Annotated in this window: 25 protein-coding genes; 15 read left to right on the forward strand and 10 right to left on the reverse strand. The window is 37.4% G+C overall.

Annotation, left to right across the window (positions count from 1 at the left end):
• Window positions 1-90: 90 nt before the first annotated feature.
• Genes ccoN through ACHMWN_RS04460 form a run of 6 tightly spaced genes read left to right on the forward strand, consistent with a single transcriptional unit; the run spans window position 91 to window position 5838 of the window.
• Window positions 91-2229: a cytochrome-c oxidase, cbb3-type subunit I gene (ccoN, locus tag ACHMWN_RS04435; protein ID WP_397298053.1), complete on the forward strand. Its 2139-nt coding sequence runs from the start codon at window positions 91-93 to the stop codon at window positions 2227-2229.
• Between the two features lie 2 nt (window positions 2230-2231).
• Window positions 2232-2414, forward strand: a complete 183-nt coding sequence (locus ACHMWN_RS04440; protein ID WP_397298055.1) for a hypothetical protein — start codon at window positions 2232-2234, stop codon at window positions 2412-2414.
• Complete coding sequence (locus tag ACHMWN_RS04445) at window positions 2401-3333, forward strand: cbb3-type cytochrome c oxidase N-terminal domain-containing protein (RefSeq protein WP_397298057.1); 933 nt, start codon at window positions 2401-2403, stop codon at window positions 3331-3333. Before ACHMWN_RS04440 ends, ACHMWN_RS04445 begins: the two co-directional genes overlap by 14 nt.
• A complete protein-coding gene (gene ccoG, locus ACHMWN_RS04450) occupies window positions 3311-4681 on the forward strand; it encodes a cytochrome c oxidase accessory protein CcoG (protein ID WP_397298059.1) in 1371 nt (456 codons plus the stop codon). Before ACHMWN_RS04445 ends, ccoG begins: the two co-directional genes overlap by 23 nt.
• 30 nt (window positions 4682-4711) lie before the next feature.
• Window positions 4712-5140, forward strand: a complete 429-nt coding sequence (locus ACHMWN_RS04455; protein ID WP_397298061.1) for a FixH family protein — start codon at window positions 4712-4714, stop codon at window positions 5138-5140.
• Window positions 5137-5838 carry a sulfite exporter TauE/SafE family protein gene (locus ACHMWN_RS04460; RefSeq protein WP_397298063.1) on the forward strand — a complete coding sequence of 234 codons (702 nt, stop codon included), beginning with the start codon at window positions 5137-5139 and terminating at the stop codon, window positions 5836-5838. Before ACHMWN_RS04455 ends, ACHMWN_RS04460 begins: the two co-directional genes overlap by 4 nt.
• Window positions 5839-5869: 31 nt before the next feature.
• Here the strand turns inward: ACHMWN_RS04460 and ACHMWN_RS04465 are convergent, their stop codons facing one another.
• From ACHMWN_RS04465 to ACHMWN_RS04505, 9 genes are all read right to left on the reverse strand, one after another.
• Window positions 5870-6352, reverse strand: coding sequence for a phosphatase PAP2 family protein (locus tag ACHMWN_RS04465; RefSeq protein ID WP_397298065.1), 483 nt, complete (start codon window positions 6350-6352; stop codon window positions 5870-5872).
• A gap of 329 nt (window positions 6353-6681) precedes the next feature.
• Window positions 6682-7932, reverse strand: a complete 1251-nt coding sequence (locus ACHMWN_RS04470) for a sensor histidine kinase (RefSeq protein ID WP_397298066.1) — start codon at window positions 7930-7932, stop codon at window positions 6682-6684.
• The gene (locus ACHMWN_RS04475; RefSeq protein WP_397298068.1) at window positions 7929-8606 is read right to left on the reverse strand and encodes a response regulator transcription factor; all 678 of its coding nucleotides are present in this window, start codon (window positions 8604-8606) and stop codon (window positions 7929-7931) included. The genes ACHMWN_RS04470 and ACHMWN_RS04475 overlap by 4 nt, the downstream gene beginning before the upstream one ends.
• 35 nt (window positions 8607-8641) lie before the next feature.
• Window positions 8642-9832: a DUF3570 domain-containing protein gene (locus ACHMWN_RS04480; RefSeq protein WP_397298070.1), complete on the reverse strand. Its 1191-nt coding sequence runs from the start codon at window positions 9830-9832 to the stop codon at window positions 8642-8644.
• Between the two features lie 12 nt (window positions 9833-9844).
• Window positions 9845-10045 (reverse strand): DUF4266 domain-containing protein, encoded by a 201-nt coding sequence (locus ACHMWN_RS04485; RefSeq protein WP_397298071.1) that lies wholly within the window; start codon window positions 10043-10045, stop codon window positions 9845-9847.
• A gap of 29 nt (window positions 10046-10074) precedes the next feature.
• A complete protein-coding gene (locus tag ACHMWN_RS04490; RefSeq protein WP_397298073.1) occupies window positions 10075-11025 on the reverse strand; it encodes an FAD:protein FMN transferase in 951 nt (316 codons plus the stop codon).
• Window positions 11012-11449, reverse strand: coding sequence for a thioredoxin family protein (locus ACHMWN_RS04495; protein ID WP_397298075.1), 438 nt, complete (start codon window positions 11447-11449; stop codon window positions 11012-11014). Before ACHMWN_RS04495 ends, ACHMWN_RS04490 begins: the two co-directional genes overlap by 14 nt.
• A 37-nt stretch (window positions 11450-11486) precedes the next feature.
• The gene (locus tag ACHMWN_RS04500; protein WP_397298077.1) at window positions 11487-12197 is read right to left on the reverse strand and encodes a VIT1/CCC1 transporter family protein; all 711 of its coding nucleotides are present in this window, start codon (window positions 12195-12197) and stop codon (window positions 11487-11489) included.
• Entirely contained in the window at window positions 12190-12834 is a 645-nt protein-coding gene (locus ACHMWN_RS04505; protein ID WP_397298078.1) for a cytochrome b/b6 domain-containing protein, read from the reverse strand. The genes ACHMWN_RS04500 and ACHMWN_RS04505 overlap by 8 nt, the downstream gene beginning before the upstream one ends.
• Before the next feature lie 186 nt (window positions 12835-13020).
• Here ACHMWN_RS04505 and ACHMWN_RS04510 point away from each other — a divergent pair, with 186 nt between their 5' ends.
• The 6 genes from ACHMWN_RS04510 (at window position 13021) to ACHMWN_RS04535 (ending at window position 18958) form a co-directional block, all read left to right on the forward strand.
• On the forward strand, window positions 13021-13647 hold the full coding sequence (locus tag ACHMWN_RS04510; protein WP_397298080.1) for a YceI family protein: 627 nt from the start codon (window positions 13021-13023) through the stop codon (window positions 13645-13647).
• Window positions 13648-13675: 28 nt separating this feature from the next.
• Window positions 13676-15007, forward strand: a complete 1332-nt coding sequence (locus ACHMWN_RS04515) for a hypothetical protein (protein ID WP_397298082.1) — start codon at window positions 13676-13678, stop codon at window positions 15005-15007.
• 52 nt (window positions 15008-15059) lie between these two features.
• Window positions 15060-15650, forward strand: a complete 591-nt coding sequence (locus ACHMWN_RS04520) for a YceI family protein (protein WP_397298084.1) — start codon at window positions 15060-15062, stop codon at window positions 15648-15650.
• Window positions 15651-15738: 88 nt separating this feature from the next.
• Window positions 15739-16140, forward strand: a complete 402-nt coding sequence (locus tag ACHMWN_RS04525) for a hypothetical protein (protein ID WP_397298086.1) — start codon at window positions 15739-15741, stop codon at window positions 16138-16140.
• Complete coding sequence (locus ACHMWN_RS04530; protein WP_397298087.1) at window positions 16137-17435, forward strand: acetyl-CoA hydrolase/transferase family protein; 1299 nt, start codon at window positions 16137-16139, stop codon at window positions 17433-17435. The genes ACHMWN_RS04525 and ACHMWN_RS04530 overlap by 4 nt, the downstream gene beginning before the upstream one ends.
• Window positions 17436-17869: 434 nt before the next feature.
• Window positions 17870-18958, forward strand: coding sequence for an SGNH/GDSL hydrolase family protein (locus ACHMWN_RS04535; RefSeq protein WP_397298088.1), 1089 nt, complete (start codon window positions 17870-17872; stop codon window positions 18956-18958).
• Window positions 18959-19042: 84 nt separating this feature from the next.
• On the opposite strand, the gene metG is transcribed toward ACHMWN_RS04535, so the two are convergent.
• Window positions 19043-21151 carry a methionine--tRNA ligase gene (gene metG / locus ACHMWN_RS04540; protein WP_397298090.1) on the reverse strand — a complete coding sequence of 703 codons (2109 nt, stop codon included), beginning with the start codon at window positions 21149-21151 and terminating at the stop codon, window positions 19043-19045.
• Between the two features lie 15 nt (window positions 21152-21166).
• Between metG and ACHMWN_RS04545 the strand changes: the two genes are divergently transcribed.
• The 3 genes from ACHMWN_RS04545 to ACHMWN_RS04555 are packed head-to-tail and all read left to right on the forward strand — an operon-like array spanning window position 21167 to window position 22500.
• Window positions 21167-21808, forward strand: a complete 642-nt coding sequence (locus tag ACHMWN_RS04545) for an LD-carboxypeptidase (RefSeq protein WP_397298092.1) — start codon at window positions 21167-21169, stop codon at window positions 21806-21808.
• Window positions 21809-21833: 25 nt separating this feature from the next.
• Complete coding sequence (locus ACHMWN_RS04550) at window positions 21834-22091, forward strand: hypothetical protein (protein ID WP_397298094.1); 258 nt, start codon at window positions 21834-21836, stop codon at window positions 22089-22091.
• Between the two features lies 1 nt (window position 22092).
• Window positions 22093-22500, forward strand: a complete 408-nt coding sequence (locus ACHMWN_RS04555) for a DoxX family protein (RefSeq protein ID WP_397298096.1) — start codon at window positions 22093-22095, stop codon at window positions 22498-22500.
• Window positions 22501-22505: the final 5 nt, after the last annotated feature.

Consider the following 22505-nt stretch of genomic DNA (forward strand, 5'->3'; position numbering starts at 1 on the left):
ATCACTTTTTCAACTAACACCTGTCAACTAGTAATCAATGCGCTGTAAATACTTTTGAACTATTACAAATAACAAACAACTCTTTTTTTTATGCAGTTAGAAAAATTTACCTACGACAATAAGATTGTTCGCAATTTTGGCCTCGCTACTATTATCTGGGGCATTATCGGAATGACCGTTGGTTTGCTTGTGGCAATGCAACTGTTCAAGCCAGCCATGAATATGGGCAATCAATACACCACTTTTGGTAGAATTAGACCGTTGCACACTAATGCTGTAATTTTTGCATTTGTGGGTAATGCCATCTTTATGGGTGTTTATTACTCTCTTCAGCGACTGCTCAAAGCAAGAATGTTTAGTGATGTACTAAGTAAAATCCATTTTTGGGGTTGGCAATTGATTATAGTCTCTGCAGTTATTACTTTGCCTCTTGGTTTAACTACATCGCATGAATATGCAGAATTAGAATGGCCAATCGATATTGCCATTACACTCATTTGGGTTGTATTTGGGATAAATATGTTCGGCACAATTATCAAACGCAGAGAAAGACATTTGTATGTTGCAATTTGGTTTTACATTGCCACATTCGTAACCATTGCTGTACTACATATTGTTAATTCATTCGAACTTCCAATCTCATTTTTCAAGAGTTACTATGTATATGCTGGTGTTCAAGATGCCTTGGTACAATGGTGGTATGGTCATAATGCTGTAGCGTTTTTTCTAACTACACCATATCTAGGTATGATGTACTATTTTCTACCTAAGATGGCGGGTAGACCAGTCTATTCCTATAAATTGAGTATTCTGCATTTTTGGTCGCTGATATTTATTTACATCTGGGCTGGGCCCCACCACTTATTATATACCTCCCTTCCAGGATGGGCACAATCATTAGGTGTAGCATTTTCTATTATGTTGATTGCACCAAGTTGGGGTGGAATGATCAATGGACTACTTACTCTTCGAGGCGCATGGGACAAGGTTCGTGAAGATGTAACGCTCAAATTCATGGTAGTTGCTTTAACCGCTTATGGTATGGCAACTTTTGAAGGACCATTACTTTCGCTAAAACAAATTAATGGTGTTGCGCACTTTACCGATTGGATTGTAGCACACGTACACGTTGGAGCATTAGGATGGAATGGCTTCTTGACCTTTGGAATATTATACTGGCTCATCCCAAGAATTTATAAAACTGAACTGTACTCTAAAAAAATGGCTTCCTTCCATTTCTGGATTGGTACATTGGGCATCCTATTTTATGCGGTACCGATGTACTGGGCTGGATTTACGCAAGGCCTAATGTGGAAAGAGTTTACCCCAGAAGGATTGTTAAAGTATCCGAACTTTTTATCAACTACGTTGCAGATCATTCCAATGCATGTTTTAAGAGCGATTGGTGGAACACTTTATTTAGCAGGGGTAATTGTAATGACAATTAACCTTGGCAAAACAATGCTCCGCTCAAAATTAGTTGCCAATGAAGCTGCAGAAGCAATGCCATTGCAAGAAGTAGTGGTAGAAGATGCAGGAGATAAAAAATGGCATCGCAGGTTAGAGCGCAAACCAATTAAGTTTATGGTCTTTGCATTAATCATTATTCTAATTGGCGGCATGGTTGAAATGATGCCGACGTTTACTATCCAATCAAACGTACCTACCATTGAAAGTGTAAAACCATATTCGGCTTTAGAACTTCAAGGAAGAGATTTATACATTCGTGAGGGTTGTGTAAACTGTCACTCTCAAACGGTGAGACCTTTCCGTTCGGAAACAGAGCGTTATGGAGAATACAGCAAGGCTGGAGAATTTGTTTACGACCATCCATTTTTATGGGGTAGCAAGCGTACAGGGCCTGATTTGCACCGTGTTGGTGGAAAATACAGCAATGCATGGCATTTTAACCATTTGCTAGATCCAACCTCTATGTCTCCAGGTAGTATCATGCCGTCATATCAATGGTTAATCAGTCAAAAGCTAGATACATCGACAACCGCAGCGAAGATTAAGGCCATGCAACGTTTGGGTGTACCGTATGAGGTTGGTTACGATCAGAAAGCAAATGCCGATTTAAAAACACAAGCTGATTCTATAGCAACAAACCTTCAAAAAGATAATATCAGAGTTGCAAGTAACAAGGAGATCATTGCTATTATCGCCTATCTCCAGCGTCTGGGAACCGACATTAAAGCTAATAAATCAACCATTCCTTCAAACCAATAGTTATGTTCAATCAAATACGAGACCTAGCCGGAGGCGAATTTTATCTTATCACCTCATTATTACTATTCATGGTATTCTTTATCATCGTTACAGTTTACCTTTTAAAACTTAGTAAACATCACGTAACCTTAATGAGTAATCTTCCAATCGAAAATCAACACACTCAAAAACATGAAGAAGATTAGCCTAACTTTCACAATTTTATTAATCAGTTTGCAGGCTTTTTCTGCAGCGAAGGAAGACGTAGCTGCTGCCATACCTGAACCAAGTATTGGATTAAGTTCCTCTGAACTTTTAATTGTCGCTTTGCTTCTATTTGGAGTAGCATCATTGTTTGCCGCTATTGTAATTTTAAATGCGCTAAAAGTGATGATAAAGGAACGAATGAATCCAACGCCATTCGTAAAATATCAAGAGCCAGAACCATTGGATTATGTTGAATGGATGAAGCTGAAAAAGAGCAAACCGAATATCTGGACAAAGATCCTGAGTCTTAGACCACTTGAAGAAGAAGAATCAATGATTATCCCTCACAGTTATGATGGTATTCATGAGCTTAATAATCCTATTCCCAGATGGTTCAATGTATTGTTTTATGGCACGATGATTTTTGCAGGTTGCTACCTGTACTATTATCATATTGGCGATGGACCAAGACAAGATCAGGAATATAGTACTGAAATGGAAAAAGCCGCAGCCGATAAAAAAGCATTTTTAGCTGTGGCTGCTGAAAAGTTTGACGAGAATTCGGTTAAGCTTGATGCTTCGTTAATCGAAAATGGCAAGTCAGTATTTATGGCCAACTGTATTGCTTGCCACGGTGAACACGGACAGGGAATAGTTGGACCAAACTTAACAGATGAATTCTGGTTGCATGGCGGAAGTATCAACGATGTTTTCAAAACAATAAAGTATGGGGTTCCAGCAAAAGGAATGGCGAGCTGGGAGAAAAACCTAAGCTCTAAAAATATTGCCGAAGTGGTCAACTTTATCATGTCGTTACAGGGTACAAAACCGGCTAACGCAAAAGCACCACAAGGAGAAAAGTTTGAACCTAAAAGTGTGAAGGATACCGTGATCAATGAAACCATTGCAAAAAATTAAGCAACTAAAAGTTTTTGGCAGAGAATTTATCTATCCAAAAAAACCTGCTGGTAAGCTATATACATATAGGAAATGGTTTAGCTATTTTCTACTAATTTGCTTATTCTCGTTTCCATTTGTAAAATTGAGAGGCGAACAATTGGTATTGCTAAATTTTCTGGAAAGGAAGTTTGTTTTCTTCGGTGTCATTTTCACTCCACAGGATTTCTACCTGTTTGCACTGGCCATGCTCATTTTTATCATATTTATAGTATGCTTTACTGTGATATTTGGAAGGCTTTGGTGCGGTTGGGCTTGCCCTCAAACAATTTTCATGGAGATGGTATTCAGAAGGATAGAGTATTGGATTGAGGGAGATGCTAACCACCAAATAAAATTAGATCTCCAACCATGGAACAGCGAAAAAATACTTAAAAAAAGTAGTAAGCATTTTCTTTTCTTAATGATATCCTTTGCTATTGCCAATACATTTTTAGCATACTTAATCGGTTCAGATTTACTGTATAAAATTATAACCGAACCCATTAGTAAACATATCAGCGGGTTCCTGTCTATATGGCTTTTCACCTTTATTTTTTATGGGGTTTTCGCTTATGTAAGGGAAGTGGTTTGTACAGTAATTTGCCCTTATGGTCGTTTGCAGGGCGTTTTATTAGATAACCAGAGTCTAATTGTTGCCTACAATGAGCAAAGAGGAGAGCCAAGAGCCTTCCTACAAAAAAACAATACAGACCCAACAAAAGGAGATTGCATCGATTGTGGGCTATGCGTACAGGTATGCCCTACTGGTATTGATATTAGAAAAGGTACACAGCTAGAATGTGTGAACTGTACAGCATGTATTGACAGTTGCAATGAAGTAATGCTTAAAGTCAATAGGGATCCAAACCTCATTGGCTTTTACACTCAAGATTTTATCAAAACCAAAAAGCCCTTTAGACTAGGACTAAAAGCCTATGGTTATGCTGCGGTGTTATTTTTAGTGATGTTGGTTTTCTCTAGCTTGATTTATAAAAGGCAAGATGTAGAAACCACTGTATTAAGGGCTAGCGGAACAATGTATCAACTTAATGCTGATGGAACTGTGAGCAATCTTTATAATGCAGAGCTAATTAATAAAACAAACAAGGACATATCGTTCCTATTTCGTTCTCAAAATAAGAGCGATGTAATCAAATTTATTCAGAGACCTGAGATTTTAGTGAAAGAAGGTACAACACATTTAACTTTCTTCCTTATTAAGAAACAGAGTGAACTTACAGACTTTAAATCTGATGTGGAATTTGAAGTGACTGCCAATGGAAAGATCATCAGTACGGCATCAACTTCATTCTTTTCGCAACCGTAATCGTCAACTTATTATACTAAACAAAAAGATATGAATTGGGGAACAAAAATAGTTTTAGGAATGATTGCATTTATGCTCTTTATTGTCGCTATGGTGGTATACATGTTTAGTGTACATGGAAATGATGCGCTGGTTGACAAAGACTATTATGAAAAGGGCATCAATTATAACCAGGAATACAACGCAAAGCACAATGTTGCTGAGGAAGGTGCTCAACCAATTATTACGATTAACAAATCACAAGTAAGTATTCAGTTAAAGGATAGTGCAGCATTTGAACTAAAGCTTCAACGCCCTTCTACTGTTAAAGATGATATCCTTATCAAAGGGAATACCTCTGGGAAGTCAAACCTCATTCAGTTGAATTCCACAACTATGCCCAAGGGACTTTGGTTTTTAGAACTAAAATGGAAAAGTAATAACAAAGAGTATCTGTTTAAGAAAGACATCACATTGTGAGTAATTTACCCTTAGCATTTATATTGGGCCTAATGGGCAGCCTACACTGCGCTGTGATGTGCGGACCACTCATGCTTAGTCTACCTATGTCGCAAAAGAATCAGGTGTGGTATGCTGTTCAACTCGTGTTATATCAATTGGGTAGGGTTTTAGTTTACACTTTTCTTGGGCTGTTAGTCGGCGTAATTGGCAGTAGCATTACTTTGTTTACAAACCAAGAAACACTAAGCCTTTTTGTGGGCATTCTTCTAATTGCTTTCACCTTAATTTATTTCTCGGGGCGTTATTTTAACTATATAGAACGTTTTCAAGCACTGCTGATTTCCCCCATTAGTAGATTAATGGGCAGGATTTATAGTTTGCCCTTTTGGGGTTTTTTCGCGGGAATGTTGAACGGACTTATTCCTTGCGGAATGGTCTATCTCGCCTTAGCAACAGCGCTTAACTCTTCGTCAGTAAAAGAATCAGCAAGTTTTATGTTCTTGTTTGGTCTTGGTACCACTCCGTTAATGTTACTTATATCTTTAGGAGGAATCTATCTCAAAAGGTACATTCGTTTTAATCCAAACAAACTCATTCCTTGGTTTATGCTATTTCTAGGTGCACTCTTTATTTTAAGGTCTACAGAACTTGGGATACCATTTCTTTCACCTGAACATAATATCAAGATACATAACCATATTGCCGAATGTAAATAGTAGTCGAGTTATTTACTTCATTAAATATAGTTTAATGATTAGACTTGAACTTATATTCTAATTTATAACCAAGTTGGTGATTTTGGTAGGACGGGCTAATATTAAATTCATTTTTGTTGATACCAAGAAGCTTTTTTAACTTGGGATAGATTAAATAGGTAAGTTTTGTAGACAATATGCCAAATCCAGCACCAGCCACAACATCACTAACCCAATGCATATTATTGTACATTCTTAAAACCCCAGTTGCCGTTGCTACTGCATATCCTGCATATCCAATCCAAGGACTATTGTCTCTAAATTCTTGATTTAACATTTCAGCAGCGGCAAAAGCAGTCGCTGTGTGCCCCGAGGGGAAAGACGTATAGCTTGAACCATTTGGCCTCAATCGATGTGTCCATTTTTTTAAATCAGTAACAACAACGGTAGATAGCACAGCAGTAATCACTACCATAGCCGTTTGGTCTAGTACACTGCTTTTTGCTTTAACTCCAGCAAGGTCTAACCCATACATAGCTAAAAGCGGTACAAATTTGCTATAGTCATCAACATGTGCCGCAAAAAGTGGATGGTCTTCTGTTAACTCAGCTTTGGTGCTCAGATCAAGGTTTCGAATGGGGTTATTGCCTAGAGAAATTATGCCGTAAGTTATAAAACAGAAGGCACTATGTATGATTTTATTTTTTGTGGACGAGGAATTTCAGAAATACTATCTATTCTTTTTAACGAATCAATTTGTCTGGCGTGCAGTTGGAGTGAAAAGAATAATAGTACTACTGTAAATATTTTCATAGTGCAGGTTTATGGATAAAACTACACGCGAAAACTGAAGAAAGTCTGTAGCTAAAAATTAAGACAGAAAGTATGTTTCCCTTCTTGATGGCTATACGAAATTTTAAATTTGTGGAGCACAGCAATCTGCTTGACAATGGCCAACCCAAGACCCATTCCTTCAGACTGCATGCCCTTATAAAAACGTTCAAAAGCATGTTCAGGATCAATGGCTGGAAGTGTGCTCGTATTGGTAATTTTAAGCATATTCTTAGTAAGTGATAGATGGATAGTACCGTTAACATGGTTATGTCTAATTGCATTACCAATAAGATTATCTACCAGGGTTTCAGCCAAAAATTTACTCATCGAAACTGTTTTTTCTTCTAATTGAAGATCAAGGGAAATCTTTTTATTGTACAACAGTTCTTGGAAATAATGTATTCTTTCCCCAATTACATCTTTTAGATTTACTTCTTGTTGATCTCGCAGTAGGTTATTGTCAATTTTTACCAATAACAATAGCGATTGATTCAACTTAGTGAGCTTTGAAGTCGCTTTATAAAGTTCATGTATATCCTTACCCTGTTGTTCACTAAGCTCATTACTCTGGAGCATCATTTCAAGTTTAGAATTGATTACCGCAATAGGGGTCATCATTTCATGGGAAGCATTTTCAGTAAAGAGCTTAATCTCCCTGTATTCTGAACGAATGCGCTGGGAAATTTCTGCTATTGCATCATTTAGCTCTCTAAATTCTAATATGGGGGTTTCAACTTGTCTAAAGTTATCTTGTTGATTTAGGTTAAATGATTTTAAGTTAAGCAGTAATTGCCTAAAAGGCTTCCAAAGTCTTGCCATCATCAGTCGGTTAACAAGTAAGAGCAGCACAAAAAGAGCTGCAACTGGAAGCATGATACTTAAGAATATACCTTTGATTTGCTCGCTATGGGCAATTTTTGAAACAATAACAGTTACTCTAACTGGTTGTCCATTTAGCATTAGATCCTCTTTGAGATACCTTGCAAATTCCCTTGTCCTTTTTTTAGGGTTGAAAAAAACGGTATCTGCAAAATGCTTTTGTAGAGATATTTGATAGATTTTCTGATAGTCTACCACTAAGTCCTTAAAAATTTCATGTGCATTGTCTGCTTCCATGGAATGAGCATTTTCCCTTACTTCCAATTGCTCCTCTACTAGGTAACGGTCAACTTGTTCATTGAGATAGCGACCCATCGTAAGGTAAAAAAGATACCCAATCATGCAGAGGCCAAAAATTGCGGTAGCTAAAAGAACTTGGTTATATCGGCTGAAAAGCTTCATAAGTCAGCAAATTTATATCCTACTCCGTAAACCGAATGGAAATAATCCTTTGCACCCGCATCAACTAGTTTTTTACGGATGTTCTTGATGTGGGTATAGATAAAGTCAAAACTGTCCGCCATATCTGCATGATCACCCCAAATGTGTTCAACTGCAGCAGACTTAGCAATTACCTTCGATCTGTTGGCCACAAAATAAAGCAATAAATCAAATTCTTTTCTGGTGAGATTAATTACTTTGCCGTTTACTTTGGCTTCTTTTGCTTGGATATCAATATCAAGTTCATTAAATACCACATGATCGCTTCCATTAAATGTGCGCCTACGGATAACAGCCATTATCCTTGCACTCAGTTCTGAAAGGTGAAAAGGCTTGATGAGGTAATCATCAGCACCAAGACTAAGGCCTTCTATTCGCTGGTCTACAGAATTTCTGGCAGTGATAATAATTACGCCATCTTTTCGCTCCATTTTTTTGAGGTCATTAAGCAGTTTTAGCCCATCCCCATCGGGTAGAGTAAGATCTAATAAGATACAATCATAACTGTAAAGGGCGGTTTTCTGTGCAGCCTCAGCAAAAGTTTTAGCATGGTCGCATACATTACCTTCTGCCATTAGGTATTCGATAATGTTTGTTCGTAACGTATGCTCGTCCTCTATAACCAGTATTTTCATGTATATTCTATTGCTACAAGATAGCTAAACTAGCCTTATTTATATTTGATGTTTAATGAAATAATATCTGAGCTCATGTTAATGTTTTTTGCGTAATGCCCATAGCGAAGTTCGAGCATGCTAAAATGTTGCATGCCAAACACGCCTTTTGGCGGGGCAAAGCGAATACCAGCACCATAAAAATCACTGTTGAACTTAGATAAATCATAATTGCTGTTATAATATTGCTCGGCTGTAGTATGTGTTTGAAACGGAGCAAAATATTTAGCTGCTGTTTGCGTATAATATCTATAAAAAGGGCTGATGGAAAAGAAGGAATTGATTTTAATTGGTACTTCTAGATCAACGGTATGTGATTTCAGTCCCCAGTTATCCGTATAATAACGATAATACGTTTTAATGATCAAGTTATCTCCAATAAAGTAGTTTGCCCTAAAACCCAAAGGTATTTTCAATCTACTATCAGGAAGATTTTCTTGATGGACTGTGTTATCTTTAAAATAGACCCTATGAAAAGGAAGGCTGAGATAGCCATTCTGTTGCACTACATCGGCAAGCACCATCACCTGTAATCTTTCATTAATAATCTGTGAGTAAGATAAAGAACCCGCAAATGTATTTCGTGCTGCTGATCCATACTGTTCATGACCCATCGTATTTGTTCTGAGTTCAACCGGCTGTATCAACGTAACCTGATCTAGGTAAGTCTGAAGCTTAGCCGTAAACTCTCCGCTTCCATCCTTGGTTTTTGTAGAGAAACTAATGTTACCACCAAATGATTGGTAATCGAATTCTGTAGATGAGGAAAGACCCAAAGCTAATGTAGTTCCTTTCTTTTCGTTTTCAATGCTCCAACTTAAAGAAGGATAAATTCTTGTATCACCATGGGATGCAGAAGAATTGGCCTGAAGATCAATCATGTCCGATGATGCGGACGTATAATGATCGATTCCAACTTCAAGACCAAAAGTATGCTTTCGTGAATTTGAGTCATATTTAATCATTTTCACATCAAATACATTGGCAATATCAGTTAGTTTTTGTGAACCAATACCGCCTGTAACAGCGGCATTGTTGCCATTTTGAGTATAATAACTTGAAACCAGATTTACCTCATCCAGTTTAAGTTTCCTACTCTGAAAACCTGTAGTATCCTTTGGTGTTGTTTGAGCAAAGGAATGCAGCAATGCGAAAACAGCCGCTGCAGTTAGAAATATCTTTTTCATGTGCTTCTCTACTTAATTACATCCACAACCACCGCCACTTTTGCCTGAATTTGCACCCGAGGCGCCTTCTCTATATCCCTGAAAGCTGAGCTCCGTCTTCTCAATCTTCCTATTTCCTAGAACCATTTCTGCATCGTTCAATCTGTTCTTTTGGTATTCTTTCACTGTGGTGCAGGAAGGTATAGCTAGGATTACACCAAGTGCCATTGCCATTACGAGCATTCGTTTTATCACTTTTGCTTTCATTTTAGGTTAATATTTTTACTGGTATAAATTTTATTATTGTCGTCTATAATGATGCAACCCAGATAATTAATTTGATTGATCATATCCAAGCCTACTGCAATGCCCATTACGGTAACTGGAGTTGCCATGGCATCGGCTATCTCTGCATTTGGACTAATAATAGTCACACTTTTTATCCCTCTAATTGGTAGGCCGGTTTTAGGATTAATGGTGTGCGAATACTTTTTGCCACCAATGTTTACAAATTTTTCATAATTGCCAGAGGTAGCAACGGCCATATCCGTTACATTCAGATAAGAAAAGGGTGTGTTTTTTTGATCTGGGTCAACAATACCAATTGTCCATGGCTCTCCATTAGGTTGCATACCCCAAGTGGTGAGGTCGCCCGAAGCATTTACAATTCCGGCTTGTACTCCTTCCATTTTTAATAGCGCTTTTGCCATTTCAGCAGCATAACCCTTTCCTATTCCTCCAAAACCTATTCGCATTCCCTTTTCTTTAAGCATCACGGTATAATTTTGTGGATCAAGAATGATGTTTTTATAATTTATCAATCTAACCATAGATTTGGCCGTCTCGCTATCAGGAAGATGTGTCATGGTGCTATCAAAATTCCATAACTTTTTATCAATTGAGCCATAAGTAAGATCGAATGCACCATCTGTAATTGCTGATATTCGTATCGAACGTTCTATTAACTGATAAACTTCAGGATCCACGTTTACAGCGGCAATTCCAGCTTGTCGGTTGATTTGATTGGTCTGGCTATTCTCGTCAAAGGTAGTGAACAGCTTTTCAATTCGTTTGATTTCATCAATCGCGAGTGTTATCTTTTGCAGTGCCCAACTTTCATTGTTTGCAACCACGGTTAGCTCAAAGGTATTTCCCATCAAGCGCTCTGTGCGTTTAAAAACTTCGAGAAGTTGTATTTCCCTATTTTTTAGCATCGCAGATTTTTTTGAGTTCGCTTGTAAATTCAGCTGCAGTTTGATCTGGTAATCCATCATACGACTTGATTACTTTTCCATCCTGATCTAGAATTACCGTATAAGGAAATTTCCCCTGTGGGTTATACTTATCTGCCAACATTTCGTTCTGCTTTTTGATCGGTACTGCTGGTTGCTTTTTCTTATTTCTAGGAAAATCTGCATTGACCATAACTAGGTTTGCAGTCGCCATTTTTATAAATCCTTGGTCAGCAAAAATTTCACTGTGCATTCTAATGCAGGGACCGCACCAATCTGAGCCCGAAAAATTCAGAAGAATAAGTTTGTGCTGTTCTTTTGCATTTTTTTGGGCAGTTTCAAAGTTTTGTTCCCAAGGTATTGTCGACGAAATCGCAACTAGTGCGATAAATAGTAGATGTTTCATAATTAATTAGCTTACGTAATCTTTCTCCATAGGCCTTTTAACCAACTAGTTTTGCAATACCAAATGCAGCGGCAGCGGCAATTAATCCAATCATGGTTACCTTCAATGCCCCCTTTATTGGCGCCTGCCCAGTCATCTTGCTTTTAAAATAGCCAAAAACAAATAAGCAGATCGTTGTAAAAATGCATGACACAAGTAAGCCTTTTTCTGGAGTTGTTGTAAAAAGATAAGCGGATAATGGTAGCAATCCACCAACGAAATAGGCAGTTCCTATAGTTAAAGCCGAGTTTCTAGCTCTATTTGGGTTTGGCTGCTCCAGCCCAAGCTCAAACTTCATCATAAAATCAACCCATTTATGTTTATCACTAGCGAGTTCCTTTGCCAGTATATCTTGGCCATGGGGGCTAATTCCATAACTAGCAAATATCTCCTTTACTTCCTCCATTTCTCGTTCAGGTACACGTTCCACTTCTTCATATTCTCTTTTCAGTTCGCTTTGGTAGTGTTCTTGTTCGGTCTTTCCAGCAAGATAGCCGCCAAGGCCCATGGCGATACAGCCCGCCACTATTTCCGCAATACCTGCAGTAATAATTATCGAATTGCTGCTTACTGCACCACTAAGTCCCGCAGCTAATGCAAATGGAACAGTAAGTCCATCGCTCATTCCAATAACCACATCCGTGATAAAATCAGAGCTTTTTAAGTGCTTTTCGCTGTGATGTCCATTTGGATGATTTTGACTATCCATTTAAGTTTCCTCCACCAATCATATCCGATACAATTCCTTTTTTATCTTTTCTCTCTGCCATAAAAACGCCGCCAAGATGCAAAACGATAAACCCTAATATCAAGTACATACAAAACCCATGAACTTCCTTAAGTGAATGGCTGAATGATTTTGTTAGTCCAAGTTCATTATCAAACGCTATAGAAAGCCCTGTTATTACCATTAAAAACAACACAACATAAAACACTACATAAGCTAGTTTTATGCCTAACTCATGCCGTGAAGATTTAACCTTTTTGGTGAAATAGAGTACCCATGATTCTTTTAATACGTTACCAAAGTTTGTTTTCTTCGCACGAAAAAATTCAGAGATTATCCGGAATAGAAATAAAGCAGCAAGCACATAGCCAAAATAAATATGTATACCCCAAACTTTATCTTCTAAACTATGAGCAACCGAACGAGCCTGTTCAGTAGTTATAACCACATTTGACTTCACTAACTCTCCTTGAATATAGGTTGCATTATCACGCACATCGAAAAGTGTTGAATTTAGTAAAACCGTAAGTAAAGATCCACAAATTACAAGTGAATTGGCCCAGTGCCAAAATCGAATTGTTGCAGGATATTTTTTTTGATTGTTATCTACTGATTTCATTTGCCATTATTAATCAACTAAAGATAGTAGTTGAATCTGAAGAGATTCTGAAGAAATGATTGTGATCTCAAATCAGATGATGTCGTTGGCATTACTGATGAATATCAGTTTTTAACCTGTTACCTATCAGCTTTCTCATACCCTGTTCAAGGTACTTTTGATTATCAATTCACAAGACAAATTATCATGAAAACATTAAATACATCAAATGGCATTTGGTTCGGACTAAAAACTACCGTGTTGGTTTTTCTTCTAGCCTTACAAACAGTATCAGCCCAAACTATCTATAAAATCAATGGGGGAAAAGACGCAACATTAACTGTACTCGGCACATCCAATGTGCACGATTGGACAATGGTTTCAACCGCTGCGGAAAGCCAAGGGACTTTTAAGTTCAATGCAAAGGACGAGCTCATCGGACTTTCTAACTTTAATTTAACTGTTGCTGCAAAAAGCCTTAAAAGTGGTAAATCATCAATGGATAGTAGAACTTATAAAAGTTTGAAAGCGGATGCATTTCCTACCATTAGTTATCAGTTAAAGGCTGTCGAAATCACTATGGTTCAGGCAAATAAGTTTAAGATACAAAGCAAAGGCAGTGTTACCATTGCTGGTAAAACAGAACCAATTACAATGATGGTTACTGCAGTGTTGAATGCAGACAAATCTATCACTTGCACAGGAAGTACACCACTTAAACTCACCGATTTCGGCATCGAGCCACCAAGTTTTATGCTAGGTGCAATGAAAGTAGGAAATGATCTTACGATCAAATTTAACCTAGACTACACTAAAGCAACTACAGCTAAATAAATTTTACTTACTACTAAACGTTAATATCATGAAACATACCTTAACAATTCAAAAGACTTCAGCAATTGCTGTTGCTTTTATTAGCCTATTCTTTTCATACGCTAAAGCACAGGTTTCCAATCTTCGTCCTTATGACAAATCAGGCATAAACGTTTTTGAAGCTCCAAAAGATAGTAACGCCGTATTTGATAAATTGAAAGTTCAATTCGGTGCAGGTTTCACGCAATCCTTTCAGGGACTAAAACATGAAAATGCAGCTGGCGGATTATATAAAATGACACCAGGATTTAATACCGCCAATGCTAACTTGTTCATGGATGTGCAATTAGCCGATGGAATTAGATTGAACTTGACCAGTTATCTTTCTTCTCGTCACCATAATGAAACATGGGTAAAAGGTGGATATATCCAATTTGATAAATTACCATTTAAAGGTGAGGTTTGGGATGCGATCATGTCGGTAGCTACGATTAAAATTGGACACATGGAGATCAATTATGGAGACCAACATTTCCGTAGATCAGATGGTGGACAAACACTTTACAACCCTTTTATTGAAAACTATATTATGGACGGCTTCACTACTGAAATAGGTGGTGAGATCTTGGTGAGAAAAAATGCATTATTTGGTTTAATCGGCGTTTCGAATGGAATGATTAAAGGGAATATCGATAGTTTAATAGCTACCGCTCAAGATCAAAACATTCATAAATCCCCAGCCATTTTTGTGAAAGGTGGCTTTGATAAACAATTGAATACAGATTTGAGGGTTCGTTTAGCAGCATCTTATTACAGCAATAACAGTTCTGGTGGACAGACCTTATTTGGTGGCGACCGTACTGGGTCAAACTATTTTATGGTGTTAGAAAAAGTTGGCGCAGTAAGTACTACCAATGCATTTTCTGGACGCTTTAATCCTGGGTTTACCAAAAAAGTAAATGCATTACAATTAAATGCTTTCGTAAAACTTCAAGGACTGGAATTATTTGCCACCTATGAAAATGCCAAAGGAAGATCGAAAACCGAAACAAGTGTAAGGGGAGCAGAACAAATGGCAATAGATGGCGTATACAGATTTGGAGCAACAGAGAACTTTTTTGTAGGCGCTAAATATAATGTGGTTACCGCTAAATTGGCCAATGTACCAGCAGTAACTGGCGCAACACCTGCTCCTGCTATCATTTATACAGGAGATGTAAAAGTTGACCGAATTGCTTTTGCAGCAGGTTGGTTCATGACTAAAAACATCTTGCTAAAAGGTGAATATGTAACCCAAAAGTATAAAGATTTTCCAACCGCAGACTACCGAAATGCTGGAAAATTCAAAGGCTATGTTATCCAAGCCGTAGTAGGATTTTAAATTATACCTATAAGGAAGAGGCGCAAACCTCTTCCTTCTTGTTTTTACAGTTATGATCATAAAAGCACTTGTACTGATGTTAGCTTTGGCAGTACCAAACTTCAATACATCTGTTAAAAACGAAAGCAGATGGGTAATTGTCGAAAACAGTAGGCTTAGGGTTAATGGAAGCACTAATATCAATCGATTCTCCTGTGCTATCTTAAATTATCCAAAAACTGATACAGTAACCATCAATACAGAGGTTGGTAAACAGATCGCTTTGCAAGGTCGGGTTAGTTTGGATCTTAAAAATTTTGACTGCAATAATCTGATGATGACTAAACAGTTGCGTAAAACGTTAAAGGAAGAAAGATATCCATTTTTACATGTGACATTTCTTTCATTAAAAGGAATACCTATAACAGAGCAGACAGATAATGGCATTAAGGGAATTGTAGAAATAGAACTCGCTGGAATTAAAAAAAGATTTCTAATCTTTTATCAGCTCAAAAACAGCGCTAATGGAATGACACTTACAGGGAGCCAAGCCATAACTTTTTCGGATTTTAAATTGGTGCCTCCACAAAAAATGGGGAAACTTATTCAGGCAAAGGATCAACTTAATGTTGATTTTGAACTCAATCTTCACCAAGTAAAGTAGCTTAGACGTAATACATATCATTTTTTTATCTGACTTAAGTCTCCTACTTACAGGCATTGATTACTGAAATTTGTTTAAAAAAATCGTCATGAATACCATACCAGATTTACAATTATCGCAAGAGCTTCAAGAGCTATATCTTGAAAATAAAGAGTGGAGATCTGAAATAGATTTCTTAAAAGATGAACATCGCTTTTTTACAAAACTGTTTACTGCAGAAAAATTAGCCAAGATAAAACATGGCAAAGAGCAGGTGGAACTGATTGGAGCAAGCCTAGCTCAACTCCAACAGAAAATAGAAGATTTAGAAAAACTGACCAGTAAGCATCAGCATTTACTCGAATCAATATTCGCTGATAGCGAACAGCGTATTGGATTAGAATTGATAGAACAGAATACCGCAATTGGAAAGGAAATTAAACTACTTTTAGCAACCGATAGGATCATAAAAAAAGATCTTTTTGATTTAGTGGAGGGAGTTAAAATATGACCAGCCCAGTCTATATCTCAGAAGATCATGCACTAGAAGCAGTAAAATCTGGAAATCGAGTTTTTATTCATGGAGGAGCAGCAACACCAGTTTGTTTGGTAAAAGCACTTCAGAAAAAGCATCGCCAACTCAAAAATGTCGAACTAGTAAGCATTACTACTTTGGGAGATATTAATTTTGATAGTCCAGAGTTTGCAGGTTCTTTCTTTTTTAATTCCCTTTTTGTTTCCGCCGCAACTAGAAATATAGCCAACAGTGAGCATGGTGATTATGTTCCCATTTTCCTTAGCCAAATTCCGCAGCTTTTTAGAAAAAATATCTTGCCTATTGATGTAGCGTTGATACAGGTATCGCCACCAGATGCGCATGGTTATTGCTCATTGGGTACATCGGTGGATATTGCCAGAGCAGCGGTAGAAAATGCCAAGCACGTGATTGCACAAGTAAACCCTTTAATGCCAAGAACTCATGGAGATGGTTTTGTACACATCAATAAAATCCATGCAATGGTATGGTATAGTTCTGCGCTACCAGAAGTTAATTATGGTACCCTATCTAATAATATCGTTAGCAAAATAGGATATCATGTAGCCTCGTTAGTAGAAGACGGAGCAACACTTCAGATGGGGATTGGAGCTATTCCAGACCAGGTTCTCCAAAACTTGACTCATCATAAAGATCTTGGCATCCATACCGAAATGTTTTCTGATGGAATTATTCCGCTAATTGAAAGTGGTGTAATCAACAACAGCAAAAAGAAATTAAATGTGGGTCGTTCGGTAACTTCATTTATCACAGGAACAAGAAAACTTTACGATTTTGTGAACGATAATCCATCTATCCGCACTATGGCTATCGATTATGTTAACGATACAAGCATTATTAGGCAAAACCCAAAAGTTACCGCTATCAACAGTGCTATTGAAATTGATTTAACTGGACAAGTATGTTCTGATTCGATTGGTACTTATCAATTCTCTGGTATTGGCGGGCAAATGGACTTTATTCATGGAGCATCTCTTTCTGAAGGTGGAAAACCAATTATTGCCATCCCTTCGCAAACGAACAAAGGAATTAGTAGGATTGTACCTTTCTTAAAAGAAGGCGCAGGTGTAGTTACTACAAGAGGGCATGTGCATTGGGTGGTTACAGAATATGGCATTGTAAATCTTTTCGGTAAAAGCTTAAAGCAAAGAGCAAAGGAGCTGATCTCTATCTCACACCCTGACCATAGAGAGTTATTAGAGGCCTCTTTCCGCAAACGTTTTGGGGCAAGCCTTGTTTCAATAGTTTAATTCCAACAATTACGCTCCATATATGAAAGCTGTTAACACTATGTTAATGGCTTTTTCGCTTAACCCATATCGTATCTAGTTTAATCCGAGTCTTGTTCTAGAAAATGGCCAATTTTAAAGAACTGTCCAAACCAAAACTAGTAGATAACCTAAACTAAGACAGAACTAAACTAGAACTCTGCTAAGACATAAGTCGCGGTAAGGTCGCCATAAGGTCGCCGTAATGTCGCGGTAAGCATTAAGAAATAATTAGGTTTTGTAACGGGAAATTGTTGTAAATGGGAAGGTTTTTAAATATACATTTTTTAGAACAAAGGCCCGCTTAATTATAAAATTATTGGCATTATTTGGCGGTAGTAGTTTGTATATAGGAAGGCTTGTTGCTTTCTTAAATAAAACTTAATTCTCTACCTTTAGCTTACACAACATAAAAAATGAAAGCTAACTATTTTCTTTTCTTCCTTTTTATATTTACGAAAGCCCAAGCCCAAACTATCTGGTATAATCCCTTGCAACAAAAATATCCAGTAGTACAAGGGCAAGCACAGCCAGCAGCAATTGGTGCAAGTTTCCAACGTTTACCAAATGCATTAAAAGATGAAGTTAGACCCCCTGTTTGGGCACTTTCGCAAAATACAGCGGGCGAATACATTGAGTTTAGCACTACAGCAAAAAAGATAAAAATTCGTTATCAAGTTAGCGGTTCATTGAACATGCCACATATGCCATCAACTGGTGTAAGTGGAGTAGATTTATATGCACACAACGAAAAAGGCATTTGGGATTGGTCGCCAGGCACTTATGCCTTTAAAGATACAGTAACCTATACTTTCGATAACTTAGCTGCAAAACATGGAAAAATCTTCAGGCTCTATTTGCCTTTATACAATTCGGTAAAATGGTTAGAGGTTGGAGTTGATGAAGGAACACCATTAACGTTTTTGCCTATTAATAGTCAAAAACCAATTGTAGTTTATGGTACTTCGATTGCACAGGGTGGCTGCGCAAGTAGGCCTGGCTTAGCATGGCCTTCCATTTTTGGTAGAAAGATAAATACCCCTGTAATTAATATGGCTTTTTCTGGTAATGGCAGATTGGAAACGCCAATCATTAACCATATTGCACAGATTGATGCTAAGCTTTTTATTCTCGATTGCATGCCCAACTTAGGCTCAAGAACCCTTTATCCGGAAGATGAAATTAGGAAAAGGATAAATGAAGCGGTAACCACATTGCAGAAAAAGCAACCTAAAGCACCTATTTTATTGGTAGAACACAGTGGAGGTGGAAGTGAGCATGTCTTAGATACTGTTAAGAATACAGAGTTTAGAACCTCAAGCCAAATACTTGCTAAAATATACAATGAACTTAAAGCAAAAGGAATTAAAAACATTCACCTATTAACCACAAAAGAGATTGGAATGGGCATCGAATCTACCGTTGATGGTGCACATCCTAACGATATCGGGATGATGGAACATGCACTAGCTTTTGAAAAGAAATATAGGGAGCTATTTAAATAGTCGATTTAATTAAGCCTTTCAGCTGTTCATATAAAACGCACAGAGCTAGAAATCTAGTTCACCCTGTGCATTATACATAAAAACTTATCGCACGACACTACCGTTCTCAAATTTCAAGGTAGGTGCTACAAATGTGAGTTTACCTTCAGAATCTTCGGCCATTAAAATCATGCCTTGAGATACAACTCCTTTAATTTCTCTTGGCGCTAAGTTTACTAATAGACTCACCTGTTGACCAATGATATCTTCCGGTTTATAATATTCGGCTATGCCCGAAACTACTGTCCGTTCATCTAATCCTGTGTTTACCGTTAGCTTTAATAGCTTTTTAGTTTTTTCTACTTTTTCTGCTGCGGTAATAGTGGCTACACGAATATCCATTGCTCCAAACTGGTCAAATTGAATATTTTCCTTTGCAGGAACTAACGTTGCATTTGCTTGTGCGTTTGCAGATTTACTGTTATTTAATTTATCAATCTGAGCTTGTACTTCTTCGTCTTCAATCTTGCTAAATAACAATTCTGGTTCATTCAATTGATGCCCACGGGTTAACAAATTCATTTTACCTGCATCTTCCCATTGGTAACCACCATAGTTTAGCATCTTCATCAGTTTATCTGCCGTAAATGGTAAGAAAGGTTCTATTAAAATTTCAATATTTGCTGCAATTTGCAAGCTGATATTTAAAATGGTTCTTACTCTATCCTCGTCAGTTTTAATCACTTTCCAAGGTTCTGTATCTGCTAGGTATTTATTACCTAAACGAGCTACATTCATCACTTCAGATAAGGCTTCTCTAAAACGATAGTTTTCTATAGATGCGCTAATTTTTGCAGGATAGGTAGTCAACTCATCAATTACAGCTTGGTCTTGCGCTGTCACCTCCATTAACATTGGCACTTTACCGTTAAAATACTTATGCGTAAGTACGGTAACACGATTAATAAAGTTACCTAAAACGGCAACTAATTCGTTGTTATTACGAGCTTGGAAATCTTTCCATGTAAAATCGTTATCCTTTGTTTCTGGAGCGGTAGCAGTTAATACATAACGCAAAACATCTTGCTTATCTTTAAACTCCAGTAAATATTCGTTCAGCCAAACTGCCCAGTTTTTAGAGGTAGATATTTTTTGACCTTCTAAATTTAAGAATTCATTTGCTGGCACATTATCGGCTAAAATATAATCGCCATGTGCCATCAGCATTGCTGGAAAAATAATGCAATGGAAAACGATATTATCCTTGCCAATAAAGTGAACTAGTTTAGTTTCTTCGTCTTTCCAATAGTTTTCCCAACCACATTTATCATCTTCCATCGGGCTGATGTAATATTCTTCTGCTTTCGGGTTCCAAACATCAAGCGTAGCGTAATTACAAAGCTCCTTAGTTGCAGAGATATAACCAATTGGTGCATCAAACCATACATACAAAACTTTACCATCTGCGCCTTTAATTGGAACTTTTACGCCCCAATCTAGGTCTCTTGTCATCGCCCTTGGCTGCAAACCTGCATTTAACCAACTTTGGCATTGGCCATATACATTTGGACGCCACTCTTTATGACTTTCGATATAAGCTCTTAATTTATCTTCGTATTTATCTAATGGTAAAAACCAGTTCTTGGTTTCTTTACGCACAGGTGGTTCGCCAGATAGCGTAGATTTTGGATTGATTAAGTCTGTTGCATTCAGCGTACTTCCGCAATTTTCGCATTGATCGCCATACGCATTTTCATTGCCACATCTAGGGCAAGTACCTGTAATGTATCTGTCAGCTAAAAAGGTTTGTGCTTTCTCGTCGTAATATTGTTCAGTAATTTCCTCCGTAAAAATACCATCATCATATAATTTTTTAAAAAATGCTGAGGCAGTTTGGTGATGAGTTAACGATGAGGTGCGGTGATAAATATCAAAAGAAACACCAAATTCTTTAAAAGAATCACCAATAATCTTATGGTATTTATCTACTATTTCTTGAGGGGTAACGCCTTCTTTTTTAGCCTTTAAGGTTATGGGAACGCCATTCTCATCAGAACCACAAATAAACTTTACATCTCTTTTGTTCGAACGCAAATAACGCACATAGGTGTCTGCCGGCAAATAAACACCTGCTAAGTGACCAATATGCACCGGACCATTGGTGTAAGGCAAGGCCGCCGTTACGGTATATCTTTTAATTTTACTATTATCCAAAACTATTTATTTATTTTGGCAAAGATAAGTGTTTTACCTATGATTAAACAGCCACCATATTTAAAAAAAGGAGACAAAATTGCAATTGTTTGTCCTGCTAAGAAATTACCCAAAAGTATAGCTTATGGAATTTCCATTTTACAGCAATGGGGATTAGAAGTAGTGATTGGAAAAACAGTAGCTGGTTCTTATCACCAATTTTCGGGAACGGATGAAGAAAGAACCGCAGATTTACAGCAATTTTTAGATGATAAAAGTATTAAAGCGATTATAGCTGGTCGTGGGGGTTATGGTACCATTAGAATAATAGACAAACTTGATTTTACCACGTTTAACGAGCAGCCAAAATGGTTAATTGGTTTTAGCGATATAACCATTTTGCTTTCTCACGCATTGGCGGAATTAAACACACAGAGCATTCACGCACAAATGCCTTATACATTTGATGAAAGTACTCCTGAAGCTTTAGAAAGCTTGCGAAAATCTCTTTTTGGCGAGCCTGTTTCTTATACGTATTCTAGTGAATTTCCTAATCGAGTTGGAACAACCAAAGGGATTTTAGTTGGTGGAAATTTAAGTCTACTGATTGCTGTTGAAGGCTCTATTTCTGAAATGGATTATACCGATAAAATTCTCTTTTTTAGAGGATGTTGGTGAGCATGAATATTCAATAGATAGAATGATGCGTTTGCTGAAACGGAAAGGGAAGCTAGCTAAACTAAAAGGACTAATTGTAGGTGCTTTTAATGAGATTTCGGAAGAGAAAATCCCTTTTGGGCAAACACCAGAAGAAGTAATTTGGGAATTGGTAAAGGAATACGATTATCCAGTTTGCTTTAATTTCCCAACAGGGCATATTGATGATAACCGAGCAATGGTTGTCGGTAAAAATGTATCTTTAGCCGTAAATAAACACAACGTTCAATTAAACTTTTTATAAAATGGCAATTCTTGACAACCTAGGAAAATACCGCAATACTGGACTATTATTAATTAGACTTGGCTTAGGCGTGATGTTTATGATTCATGGTTTCCCAAAAATTATGGGCGGTGTAGAAACCTGGAAAGGGCTTGGTGGAAGCATGAAATTAATTGGCATTGATTTTTTACCTGTTGCATGGGGATTTATGGCTGCGGCAACCGAAACTTTTGGTGGTTTTTTATTAATACTTGGATTGTTTTTTCGTCCTGTAAATATTCTATTGGTTTTTACAATGATTATTGCGGCCTTGGTTCATTTTAACAAAGGCGATGGCATTAACGGCGCTTCTCATGCTATTGAATTGGGTATTGTATTTTTTGGATTATTATTCGTTGGTCCAGGGAAATATAGTATTGATAAGAAGTAAGTTCT

The organism is Pedobacter sp. UC225_61 (genome assembly GCF_044452285.1).
In the GTDB taxonomy this organism is placed as follows: domain Bacteria; phylum Bacteroidota; class Bacteroidia; order Sphingobacteriales; family Sphingobacteriaceae; genus Pedobacter.